This window comes from Pseudomonas sp. SD17-1 (assembly GCF_029201585.1).
GTDB classification, from domain to species: Bacteria; Pseudomonadota; Gammaproteobacteria; order Pseudomonadales; family Pseudomonadaceae; genus Aquipseudomonas; species Aquipseudomonas palmensis.
This window is the reverse complement of the sequence record NZ_CP104044.1, coordinates 1716935-1729575: the sequence shown is the minus strand read 5'-3', so window position 1 is coordinate 1729575 and position 12641 is coordinate 1716935. Positions and strand designations below refer to the sequence as shown.

Sequence of the window (12641 nt, the reverse complement as noted above, 5' to 3'; positions counted from 1 at the left end):
AAAGCGCCACCTTCAAGGCAGCGCTTCTGTAGACGGGAGGTCGGTTCAGTCCCGACGCTCGATGATTGCCGAGCCCCACGACAGGCCCACGCCAAAACCGCTCAAGGCCACACGCCTGTGCTGGGTGCCCAGTACGTGCTTTTCCAGCAGCAACGGAATGCTCGAGGACACCGTGTTGCCGGTCTCGACCATGTCCTTGACGAATTTCTCGATGGTTTCGGGCTTGTCTTCCTCGAAGCGGCGCGCCACGGCATCGACGATTGCCGCACTGCCCTGGTGAATGCAGAACAGGTCGATGTCGTTGGCCCCCAGGTTGCTCGCCTCGAGCAACTGACGCAGGTGCGCAGGTACCTTGAGCAACGCGAAGTTGAACACCTGGCGACCGTTCATGAAGAACACCCCGTCATTCACCTTCAGGTGCTCTGCGCCGCCGCCGTCGGTGCCAAAGCTCGATTTGCCCAGTTGCCAGGCCGCGTCCTCGCCCATCCAGGTGACCGTGGCAGCATCACCGAACAGCATGGTGGTGTTGCGATCTTCCGGATCGACGATCTTGGAATAGGGATCGGCGGTGATCAGCAGGCCGTTCTTCAGTCCCGCCGCCTCCATGAAGCCCTTGATGGCATAAAGGCCGTAGACGTAACCGGAACAGCCCAGGGAAATGTCGAAGGCTGCCACATGGGTGGGCAAGCCAAGCTTGTGCTGGACGATCGCGGCAGTGTGCGGCAACCCTTCGGCGTCGCCGTTCTGGGTGACCACGATGAGCACATCGATCGACTCCGGGGACAACGAAGGATTGGCAGCGAACAGGACCTTGGCGGCCTCTACACACAAGTCCGAGGTCTCCTGACCTGCCTCCTTGCGCGGCAGAAAGGTCGAACCGATCTTGCCCAGAATGAAGTCCTGATCCTTGCCGAATTTCGCACCCTGGGCGTAATTGTTCAGACCCTCGACAGGTACGTAACTCGCGATACTTTTGATGCCAATCATTGTGGCTTCCCGATAGATATGCGGATTTTCACGGGCCTCACTCCCCTGCAGGCAAGGGATCTCACGCAGCGCCGCTCCAGGCCACCTGCACCGCCCGCTGATTCATTAGCTTAGAGATGCACGTTTCGACTGCCAAGTCACGGCATTGTACGCGAACCAGGGCGATGCTTGTGCACAGCACTTCACGGTCACGTGAGGACGGCCAGGTCGGGAAGGCCCGACCGCCCTGCAAAACCGCTCAGCCCGCCAGCCAGGCCGCGCGCCACAGCGCCAGGCGCTCGCCCTCGAGCAGCCAGTCGCGCCGCACGCTGGCCTGCAGCACCTCGCCCAGGCTGGCGGAAGCCTGCGGGTCGCCCAGGTGCAGGCGGATCGCGGCCAGCCAGTCGGCCGTGGTGTTGGCCACGCGGGTCAGCGGCAGCACATCGACACCGGCAAAGCCCGGCACATTGCTGCAGATGATCGGGTAGCCACAGGCGGCGTACTCCAGCAACCCCGGGTTGCCCGAGCAGGCATTGAGCAGGCTCTGGGCCATGGGCGCCAGCGCCAGGTCCAGGTTGAGCGCGGCCAGCGCTGCGGCCTGCCGTTCGGGGGCGACGGCGGCGTGTACCTCCTTCATGTAGGGGCGCAGGGCCTCGGGGCAGTCGCCCAGCGCCACCCACTCCACCTCCGCGGCCAGCGTCCTGACCACATCGACCAGCAGGTCGGCATCCACCGCCCCGGCCCAGCCGACACGGGGCTTGCTGCCCATGCCACGCTTGCCCTGGAGATTGCGCCACCATCGGCCCGGCAAGCTGGCCTCCAGCACACGAACATCGTCGTGCTGGCCTGCCAGCACCTCGGCCAGCGCGGGCGCAGGTACGATGATGCGATCGGCGAGGATCACCGCGCTCTGCAAGCGCTGGCTGATTTCGTCGGCGCCAAACCCGGCATGCGCGCCCTGCAAGCGCATCTGCGGCAGGTAGCCGTCCACGTCGAGCACCTTGAACGCCCGCGAGAACGCCCGCAGGCGCCGCATGGCCAGCAGTTGCGCGTCATCGAGCGGGCGCTGCAGCAGCACGGTGTCCGGTGCGTAGCGCTCCAGCTCCACGGCAGACAGCAGGTGCGGCGTGACCAGCCCGTCCACCCACCCCGCCTCGCGCAGCGCCTTGAACGGCTCGACGATGCGCTGCTGGCCGGCGCCCTGCAGGTCGGCCGGGTGAGCCAGCAACATGGGCAGCGGGTGCCAGCTTTTCAGCGGGTTCCACACCAGCGAGTTGCTCGCCCGGACAAAGCCACCCGGCACCTGCAACGACAGGTTGGCGTTGTATGCCGGATCGCGGGCCAGGCGTGGCAGCCAACGGGCCAGCAGAGCGTCCTCCTGCTCCGTGGTCGCCGCGTCGCGCTCGCAAGCGTCCATCAGCAATTGCACATGGGGCGTCCAGACGTTCAGGTAACCGGCCTCCTGCAGCCTCAGGCACAGGTCGACATCCACCCAGCGGGCCAGCAGCGGATCTTCGGCAAAGCCGCCGGCCTCAAGGAACAGCGCCCGGCGCAGCATCAGGCATTCGCCACTGAGCGCCGAACAGTCCTGATCGACCTGCAGCCGCCCCATGTAACCGGCCTGCTGATGATCGACCCCGTCGAATGCCGAGCCCACCAGGCCGGTGAGCCCCAGCACCAGGCCGGCATGCCGGACCTTGCCGTCGGCCGCCATCAGCTTGGCCCCCACCGCGCCCACCTCGGGCCGCTGGGCGTGATTGAGCAATTGCTGCAGCCAGTCGCGCGCGAGGATCCCCGCACGCGCATCCAGCCACAGCAGGAAATCGCCACGGGCCTGCTGCGCCGCGTGATTGCACATGGCAACCCGCGACTGGCCGGCAGCATAGTGCAGGACCTGAATCTGCTCACCGCCGATCTGCTCGACCATCGCCAGCCATTCACGGGCAGCCTCGTCCAGGGCAGACGGCGCCAGCAACAGCACTTCGAAGCCGCCAGCCAGCGCCGTGTTCTCCAGCAAGGTTTCGATGCAGCGCTGGAAGTGGCCGACGCTGCCTTCCAGGGCGATCAGGATACTCACCGAGGCGGCCTGGGCATGCCCGTAATCGAGACGATAACGGCCCGGCGACGACGCCAGCACCGCGACCTGCCCCTGCGTGTAACCGCGGGCCTGCAGGTGGCGTTCCAGCACCGCGCGCTCGTGGGCGCAATCACGCAACGGCAGGGCCTCGCCGATCAGCAACGGCTCGGCGACATGCCCCACGCAGCCCAGGCCCTGCTGTTCGACCAGACGCAGCTGGTACTCCAGCTCGAAGGCCCGAGCGCAGTCGAGGGCGAAGCCGCCCCGTTGCAACAAGGCCTGGCGCTGGTACAACCAGTGCCGCGACAGACTCGCCGGGAAACTCAGCAGCAGGTCGAGGTTGAAATCCGGTCGCAGTGCGATGTCGGTGCTGCCGTTGGTCGCGCGCATCGCTTCATCAGCCATGTACGCCAGGCAACCGGCCTCGGCACCGACAAGCTCGAGTGCCGCGATCAGCAGGCCCGAGGCCGTGAATTCGACGCCCGCCTCCACGATCAGGAACCAGTCGCACCGGCTGTGCTGCAGCGCAGTATTGATGGCTTCAGCTTGCCGCTCCCGGGCACAGGGCACATGCCGTACCTGCGGGTCGGCCAACGACTGGTTGCCAAGCACGCTGACCTCAAGGTGCGGGTACAGGCAGCGCTGCGTACCCAGGCTGGCCAGGGTGGCGGCCAGGCGCTGGCGATCATCAGCGTCATCCAGCACAAGCACACCGATGACCGGCATCGGCTGGCTGTCGAGGCGCTCGTTGATCAGGCGCAGCTGCTGGGCATCAGGGTGGCGCTCGCGCAACCAGGGCAGCACGCCCAGGTTCAGGTCCGCCGCTTCGAGCGCGGCCGCGGCCTGGGTCTTGGCAATGAACGTATCCAGCTGCTGCCAGAACGGCAGCGTTGCCAGCACGTAGCGCTGCAATGCCCCCTCCACCCCTGCCCTGGCGGTGGCCAGCGCGTCCGGCTGGTCAAGCAGGGCAAAGCCGGCGCTGCCAAGGAAGCCGGTTTCGAGAAACGCCTGGTCGACACCACTACCGGGCATGAAGATCACCGGGCAGCCACACAGCACGGCGATCACGCAGGTCATCGACCATTCGTAGCTGTACATCACCTCGGCCGAGCGCAGCACCTGGGCCAGTTCATGAAGCGGCAGCGCATTGGCGATGCGCAGCAGCTGGATACCCTCGGGCAACAGCGAGTAGTCGATCTGCTCCAGGGGATGACGGTTCTGATACAGGTAGCAACCCCTGCGTGGCGTGCCCGCCGGCGGCGCCTTGAACAGGTCGATGTCGAGCACCGGCAGGCCCAGCAGGTCGGGGTTGGCGTGGCCGCGTTTTTCAGCCAGCGCCGGGCCGTAGTAGAACAGCAGGTCGGTGGGCGCGGCCTCCATCGACTTGCCGTTGATCAGCCCTTCGAAGTTAAGCAAAAAGCGCGAGACCACCCTGCGCCCCAGCGGGTTGCCGACCACCACCTCCGGATACACGGCGATGGCCACCTTGCCGTGTTGCTGATGCCGCTGCTCGGTGGCGGCGTCGAGCAGCGGCGTCTTCAGGTTGGGGTTGACCACCTTGGGCCCGCACAGGTACGCCTCGCGCCCGTTCAGGTTGAGCACGTGACACAGGTAGTGCAGCGACACGATGCCCGAGGAGGTGTCCCGGTAGTCGGGCGCCATGATGTAGTAAGGGTGTTCGGGCTTGGCGAACATCAGGGTGTGTCGAAACAACGCCTGCTCAAGGACCTGCGCGTCGACCTGCGAGGCATGCGACATGGTGAAACTCCAATCTCTGATTAGGGGCGTGCTGCTGTCAGCGCGAGGCGCTCGAAGGCTTGTCCTGGAAAAAGCGCGCGATGCACGCACACACATGCGCCACCTGGCGGCTACGCATGTCGGAAAACAACGGCAGGCGCAACAGGCGCTGCGAGACATCCGTGGTGATCGGCAACTGGCCGCTGCTGCGCGCATAACGCAGGCCTGCTGGCGAGTCATGCAATGGCACATAATGGAACACCGCATTCACCCCATGCTCGCGCAGAAACGCGATCAACGCCGTGCGCTCTTCGACACTGCGCATCAGCAGGTAGAAGATGTGCGCGTTGGCCGGCTTGTCGTCCAGGGTACGCGGCAGCTGGAACAGACCATCGGCGGCCAGCGGTCGCAGCAGGCTGAAATACTTCTCGTACAGGGTCCGACGGTGCTTGTTGATGCGCTCGCCATGCTCGAGCTGCGCGTACAAAAATGCGGCCGTCAGCTCGCTGGGCAGGAACGACGAGCCGACATCCACCCAGGTGTACTTGCTCACTTCGCCGCGGCTGAAGGCCTTGCGGTTGGTGCCCTTCTGCCAGATGATCTCGGCCCGCTCGACCAGCCGCGGATCGTTGATCAGCAGGGCACCGCCCTCGCCGCTGATGACGTTCTTGGTTTCGTGAAAGCTCAGGCAGCCCAGGTGCCCGATGGTGCCCAAGGCGCGCTTGCGGTCGCGGGCCAGGATCGCCTGGGCGGCATCCTCGATCAGGAACAGGCCATGCTTTTCGCAGATCTGCGCCAAGACATCCATGTCGCACGGCTGCCCGGCGTAGTGCACTGCCACCACGGCCTTGGTCTTGTCGGTGATGGCCGCCTCGACCAGGCGCTCGTCCAGGTTCAGGGTGTCGTCGCGAATGTCCACGAACACCGGTACCGCACCGCGCAGCACGAAGGCATTGGCCGTGGAGACAAAGGTGAAGGACGGCATGATGACTTCGTCGCCCGGCCCGACGTCGGCCAGGATCGCGGCCATTTCCAGCGCAGCGGTGCACGAATGGGTCAGCAGCGCCTTTTCACAGCCCAGGTTGTTTTCCAGCCAGCCCTGACACAGCGTGGTGAATTCGCCGTCCCCCGCAATGGAGCCGTTCATGACCGCCTGGGCAATGTAGAACAGCTCTTTGCCAACCACGAACGGCTTGTTGAAAGGGATAACCTGTTTGCTCACGGTAACGCCTCCATCGCACGGCCCTGGGGCCGATACGATCTGTGTAGGTTTTTCAGGCGATCACAACGGCGCACCTGCGGCTTGAAAAGCCCGCCCGCCCTGCGATGGCTGTCAATAAACTGCCGTACCCCGGCATGATCCTGACGCGGCGCTCATGCCTGAGCGGGTCGGGCACAAAAAAGCCGGGCACGAAACCCGGCTTTTGCAAAACCCGCGCCATCAGCCCAGGTCGGCGAGCCACTCCAGCACCGGCGAACCACCGGCAGCGACCGAGCGCGACACATCGACACCAAACCGGCCGTCGATGATCACCCGGCTGCTGAACGCAGCCGGCCAACGGCCTTCCAGCGCCTGACAGGCCTGGGCATCCGGCATCGGCACCTGGTCGCTGAGCAACTGCGCCTGTGGCGCCCAGATCACCAGCAGGCCGGCATCGGCTGCCTTCAGGCACAGCTCGATGTCGGCACCGCCCTCGGCAGACAGGCCATCGCACTGCTCGAACAGTGCCTTGCGTACCATCAGGCAGTCAGCCGACACCGCCGCACAACTGCGGACCACGCCCGACCACAGCGACGCCTTGCTGTCGCGCGTCGACACCCCCAGCCAGGGCGACTGCACCTGGGCGCCGGCAAGCAGTTCGTAACCGGCATGGCTGATGGCGGCTTCGCGGTCCACCAGACGCGCACCCACCACGCCCACTTCAGGGCGCTGGGCCTGGTTGAGCAGGGCTTCGATCCAGGCCGGCGTCACCACCTGGCAACGGCTGGAGAGCAGCACCAGGTACTCGCCACTGGCGTTGACGGCAGCCAGGTTGATGAGCTGCGAGGCTGACTGCACGTGTTCGCCGGCCAGCAGCTTGACCCGCCCGCCAAACCCTTGCAGCGCAGCGACCGTGAGGTCTGCCAGGGTGTCGCGGCAGGCCACCAGCACTTCGTAGCGCGGGTAGCGGGTACGCTGCAGCACACTGACCACGCAGGCCTTGAGTTGCTCAAGGTCATCGTCGGCCGCGATCAGGATGCTCACCAGTGGCGTGGACTGATGGCGGAAGTCGATCTGCAACTGCCCCTCGCCTGCGTCATTGACCTGGCCACGGTAGCCCAGCGCCACCAGGTGACGGTTGAGCGTGGAAAGCGCGTCCTGGGCCATGCCCTCACGCCCGCCCCGGCCGATCACCAGGTACTCGTCCATGTGTGCCAGGCAGTTCAGGCCGTTGTGCTCGACCAGACGCAGCAGCAGGTCGAACTCCACCGCCTGCGGGTAGGTTTCGCTGTAGCCGCCCAGTTCGACCACTGCCTCGCGACGTACCAGCCAGTGCTGCGACATCAGGTCGGGACGGCTGCGCAGCAGGTCCAGGTTGCCACCCTGGCGCACCACGCTGACCAGACGCCCGTCGGAGTCGCGCTGCACTTCGTTGGCGCAGATGGCCAGGCAGCCCGGGGCTGACGCCAGCTCCACCTGCAGGCGCAGCAAGCCGCCCACGGTCAGCAGGTCGCCGGCCTGCAGCAGCAACAGCCATTCACTTGGTACCTGACGCGCCACCTGGTTCAGGTGGGAGACGAAATTGCCCGGCGTCACCTGGATGAAATGCAGGGTATCGCGGGGCGTGGTCACCACCGGCGGCTTGCCGGCCTTGAGCACGACCAGCTTGAAGTCGCGCAGGCCACTGGCCAACAGGCTGTCGAAGGTGTTCTGCAGTGCGCCGTTGTCGTCTTCCAGGTCGACAACCACGAAGGCGATCTGCGCAGCACGCTGCTTGCTCAGGTGGGCGACGATGCGCTGCTGGGTGGCGGCGTCCGGCGTGGCAGCGGCAATCGACTCCTGCACCAGGCCCGAGGCGGTGGCCCTGAGCCACGCGGCCGGGTCGATGCCCGGCAGACCATCCAGGCGTTCCAGCCATGCCTGCAGCTCGCGGGCATCGGCCTGGACGTCCTCATCCACCAGGGTCGCAAGCAGACGGCGGCAAACCTCGGGGGTGAACACCCCCAGGTCCAACGCTTGCCAGTAGCGTGCCCTCAGGGTATCGACGGTGTCGTTGGGGTGCTCGCGCAACAGCTCGAACTGGCTCACCCAGGTACCCTCGACCGCCTGCCGATGGGCCTGTCCGACCGGCCAGGCGTGCAACAGGAATTCCAGACCGGTCAGTACCTCGAACAACGGCGCATTGTAGTAAGGCAGCTCGACAAACTGGCGCGGCTCGAACCTGCGCTCGGGCGCTGCATTCATGCCGCTCCAGGTGGAGGTGAACAGCAGATCGGTAGCAACACCACCCTGGGTGGCGCCAACGAACCGGTCGATGACGGTGAAGCCCTCATCGTCGGCGCATAGCCGAAGGTGGTCGGCGTCCCACTGGCGCAGCACGCGCACCGCACGCACTCGCTGCTCTTCGCGTTCGACCTGGCTCAGCCGGCTGTCGGCGTACTGCACCAGCGCATCGGTCTGGTCCAGCCGCTTGAGCGCGCCCTGGCCAAGCATCGAGTACGACACCACCACCAGCCAGGTATCGAAATCGAGCCCGGCGGGCAAGCTCGACAGCACAGCCTGCAGCGTCGGCACTCGCACGAGCGCACGCCAGGCCGACTGTCCGCTGGCGGCATACTGCTCGATGGCAACACGTGCGTTTTCGCCAACGGCGGCATCAAGTGCATCGCCGATCTTGTGGTAGGCCACCTGCTTGCTGCCGGGGGCGTAGCCCAGCACGTAGCCCTGGGCCAACTGGCAATGCGGGTGCGCATGAAGATGCTCTGCCGCAGCCTCCAGGGCCTGAACACGGACAAAGTCGGTATCCAGCGCCAGGCTCACGAACGGCGTTGCAAGCTGCGAAAGCAGCGCCTGCAGCCCCTGGGTGCAGGCATCGCCAGTCAGGTTCGACGAGGCGTGCTCGACCACTGCACAGGCGAGACCCTGCGTCTTGTAGTAATGCAGTGCGCGCTCGCGATAGCCCTGCTCTTCATGCCCCAGCAGCACGACCGTAACGTCTTTGCCCAACCCGGTTGCGTTGTCAGTCATAAAGCACCTACCTCTGTTGTTGGATGCCCGGCCAGGCGACTTGCCGGCCGGTGGAGGTCAATCGGCCAACCAGCCGTTGGCCCATTGCTGCAGATTGTGTGTATTGAGTACGTAGTCACGCAGTACCGCTTCGCGTAGCGCATCGCCCTGGCGATAACTGGCCTGCGGATCTGCCAGGTGCATGCGGATCGCGTCCAGCCACTGCTCGGTGGTGTTACTGGCGACCCGCGTACAGGGCAGGTAACCACCGTAGGCCTTGGTCTCGGTGCAGATCACCGGGAAACCGCAAGCACCGTATTCCAGCAGGCGCAGGTTGCTCTTGCAGTCGTTGAACAGATTCTGCTCGAGCGGCGCCAGCGCCAGATCGAGGTTCAGGCCCGCCAGCTTCTGTGGGTACAGGTGCAGCGGCACGCCGGCATGAAACTCCTTGATGTAGGGACGCAGCAGCTGCGGGCACATGCCGAAGAACACCCAGTCGACCTCATTGGCCAAGGTCTTGACCACCTCGGCCAGCAGTTCGAGGTCGCCGCGGTGACTGGTGCCGCCCGCCCAGCCGACACGCGGACGCGCCGACGTCTGGCGGCGCCCCTTCAGGCCGCCCCACAACGAGCGCGAGAGCATGTTGGGGACCACGCGAATATCCCGGTGCATGCTCGACAGCGCGTCGGCCAGTGGCTCGGTGGAGACCACCACCCGATCACACAGGGCGATACCGCGGCTGACCATTTCGCGCATGTTGCCGGGCATGTTGCGCCGGTGTTCATTCTTCTCGGGCACATCGATGATGTAGTCATCGATCTCGTAGATGCGCCGAGCCGAAGAAAGTCGCTGGATGCGCGCCATCTCCTCAAGCGAGCCGGTGGTATAGCGGCACTGCAGGATGATCACATCCGGCTTGCAACGCTCAAGCTCCACCATGCTCGGCAGCACATAGTTCAACTGTCCCTGTATCCAGCCGGCCCGTTCCAGCTCCTTGAACGGCTGGCTGACGCGATAGTGTCCGACCGCAGTGGTGTTGATTGGCAAGGCCATGACAAAAGGCAGCACCGGCTGGATGAACGGCACCCATCCCTCGCGCAGGCCCGGCTCCAGGTTGAAACTGGCCATGCGCAAGCTGAGGTTGTGGTTGTACGCCGGGTCATTGGCCACGCGCGGCAGCCAGCGCTCGTAGAAGCTGTCCTTGTGCTGCTCGTCCAGGGCCACCGTCTGCGAGGTGGCCTTGGCAACCACCGCAAAGGGAGTCCAGACGATCAGATAGCCATGGTCGCGCATACGCAGGCAAAGGTCGGCATCACTCAAGCCGGTCGAGAAGTTTTCGCCGTCCAGACCGCCAAGCTGGTCGAACAGCTCGCGACGTACCATCAGGCAGACGCCACTCACGGCGCTGTAGTTCTGCACGCAGGCCAACCGATTCATGTAGCCATTGGCGTCTGCGGGCTGGCCGAAAAACGGACTGCTGGCAACGCCGTGCAGCCCCAGCACCAGGCCTGCTCCGGTCACGTTGCCAGTCTGGTTGCACAATTTTGGCCCGACGATGCCGACCTCTGGGCGCTGGGCCTGACCTACCAGTTCATCAAGCCATTGCGCATCGAAAAACACGCAGTCCGAATCGAGCAACAGCAGGTAGCTGCCACGTGCCTGCAGGCTGGCCTGGTTGTAAAGCGCCGGGCCATTCGCCGAGGCTACCGGCACAATGCGCAACTGCTCGCTGCCAAGCCCCTGCATTGCAGCCAGCCAGCCTTGTACTGGCATCGACTCACGACCACTGACAGCAATCAGGATCTCGTAGTTGCGGTAGGCGGTGTGCTCGAAAATCGATTCGACGCAGCGCGTCAGTGCCTTTACGTCATCGCCTGCGGCAACGATGATCGACACCGCCGGCGTATCGGCATGTCGATACTGCACATGGGCAAACATCGAGCCTTCGGCGCTGACCACCTCGGCCTCGACGCCCAGGCGTGCCAGATGCGCACGCAGCACCCTGGGTGCCTGTACGGCACAGGCCGCTTCCCGCTGCCAGGCCTCATAGCCGTAGCGACATTGCACCAGCAGCTCGGCGACATGCCCCACCGCGCCCAACCCTTGACTCTCGACCAGTTTCCAGAGCATGTCGTGGGGAGCCAGCGACTCGAACTGCGGGTCGAAACCGCCCTGCTCACGCACCCGGGCGGTATCGAAGGCCAGCAGCCTGCCTACGTAGGGAACACTGCGCATCAGGTCCAGGTTGAAGTCCGGCTTGAAGATCGGCTGGCTGGGCTGCAGGTTGTCGTGGGTGCCTTCATCGGTGTACAGGCACGCGCAGTCGGGTTGCAGTGCCATGCGCTCGGCCATGATGACCAACGCATGCGGGTGCAGGCAGTCGCCTGCACGCAGCAGGAATACCCAGTCACCCGCCCCATCGCGGGTCACGCAGTCATTGAGCTGCTCGATGGCATGGCCCTGGGCGTGCACCTGCACGAACTTGGGGTTCAACGGTTGCAGCGCTGCCGGGCCCAGCACGCAAATGGCCGCAGCGGCATAGGACTGTTGCTCAAGGCTGTCCAGCGTGGCCTTGAGTGCCACGCCATCGTCTTGGGCAGCGAGCACCAGCACGTCGATGCGCGGGCGACGCGGCCATTGCGCAATGCGCTTGGGCAGCAGGTCAAGCTGCGCCGCCGACAATACCCGACACCCCAGCCACTCGCCGTACAGCTCGGTGAAGCTCAGGCTGCTGGTGCCGACCTGTTGCTGAAAACTGGCGACCTGGCGCGCATACAGGCGCGTCAGCTCGAACTCTTCCCAGGCCTTGTCAGCGCCGGCGGTGTAGAGCTCCAGTGGTATGTGCCGCACCCAACCGCTGGCCGGCGCCGGTTCACTGGTGCGCGAGGCGAGCATCTGGCGCAACCACTCGCTTTCGGTAGCGAAAGCCAGGGTCATGCTGGGGTGATGGCTCAAGCGCCCGGGGTGAACGCGCTCCAGGCTGAGCATGGTGTTCAGGTAGGCCAGGTGGCCACGGCGCAGCAGGCAGATGAACAGCGCTTCGACCAGGCGCGCACGAAACCCTTCGCCCTCCTGCACCAGCTGCGGCAAAAAGTCCTGAACCTGGGCACGGCGCAACAGCGCATGGCTGATACCCCCAAACAGGTTCGGCAGGTTGCTTTCGAGCGCCTCCAGCAGGTCGCCGCCGTTGATCAACGCGCTGGTGGGGGAAATGATGCAGTTGGCCTGGCGCATGGGCAGTACCGTTTCGTCCGCCGCGCATATCAGCCGGTGGTGAATCAGTACATTCACGTCCGGGCAGTCGCGCAGCACCTGCGCCGACTGGCTGATGCAGCTGTCCACCAGCCAGTCGTCATCGCAGAGAAACTTGATGAACTCGCCCCGCGTCTGTTCCAGGCACATCAGCACATTGCGCGAAAAGCCCAGTGTCGACGGGTTGCGCACATACCGCAACGCGCACGTGGCCTGGCCTGCCCACAGGTCGAAAATCGCCTTGATCTCGTCACCCTGGCTGTCGTCGCACACGACCACTTCCACGTTGGCATAACGCTGGGTAATGGCACTGTGCAGGGCACGACTGAAGAACTCGGGGTTGAACGCGGGGATGGCGATGCTGACGAGCGGCAGTTCGTTCATTGGGCTGGACCTGGAGAA

General features: G+C 65.0%; 5 protein-coding genes. All 5 read right to left on the bottom strand.

The window, feature by feature from the left end; translation table 11 throughout:
* Positions 1 to 45 precede the first annotated feature (45 nt).
* The 5 genes from N0B28_RS07870 to N0B28_RS07850 all read right to left on the bottom strand — a co-directional run bounded on the left by N0B28_RS07870 (position 46) and on the right by N0B28_RS07850 (position 12623).
* Positions 46 to 987: a ketoacyl-ACP synthase III gene (locus tag N0B28_RS07870; protein ID WP_054915639.1), complete on the bottom strand. Its 942-nt coding sequence runs from the start codon at positions 985 to 987 to the stop codon at positions 46 to 48.
* A gap of 238 nt (positions 988 to 1225) precedes the next feature.
* On the bottom strand, positions 1226 to 4801 hold the full coding sequence (locus N0B28_RS07865; RefSeq protein WP_274097183.1) for a glycosyltransferase: 3576 nt from the start codon (positions 4799 to 4801) through the stop codon (positions 1226 to 1228).
* Positions 4802 to 4838: 37 nt separating this feature from the next.
* Entirely contained in the window at positions 4839 to 6002 is a 1164-nt protein-coding gene (gene rffA, locus N0B28_RS07860; RefSeq protein ID WP_058542058.1) for a dTDP-4-amino-4,6-dideoxygalactose transaminase, read from the bottom strand.
* Positions 6003 to 6221: 219 nt separating this feature from the next.
* Positions 6222 to 9008: a glycosyltransferase gene (locus tag N0B28_RS07855; protein ID WP_275731327.1), complete on the bottom strand. Its 2787-nt coding sequence runs from the start codon at positions 9006 to 9008 to the stop codon at positions 6222 to 6224.
* A gap of 57 nt (positions 9009 to 9065) precedes the next feature.
* Positions 9066 to 12623, bottom strand: a complete 3558-nt coding sequence (locus N0B28_RS07850; protein ID WP_275731325.1) for a glycosyltransferase — start codon at positions 12621 to 12623, stop codon at positions 9066 to 9068.
* Between the last annotated feature and the right edge of the window lie 18 nt (positions 12624 to 12641).

Bases quoted from the DNA above. Each gene is read 5' to 3' on its own strand.
- N0B28_RS07870 (WP_054915639.1), bottom strand. From the start codon at position 987: ATGATTGGCATCAAAAGTATCGCGAGTTACGTACCTGTCGAGGGTCTG.
- N0B28_RS07865 (WP_274097183.1), bottom strand. From the start codon at position 4,801: ATGTCGCATGCCTCGCAGGTCGACGCGCAGGTCCTTGAGCAGGCGTTG.
- N0B28_RS07855 (WP_275731327.1), bottom strand. From the start codon at position 9,008: ATGACTGACAACGCAACCGGGTTGGGCAAAGACGTTACGGTCGTGCTG.
- N0B28_RS07850 (WP_275731325.1), bottom strand. From the start codon at position 12,623: ATGAACGAACTGCCGCTCGTCAGCATCGCCATCCCCGCGTTCAACCCC.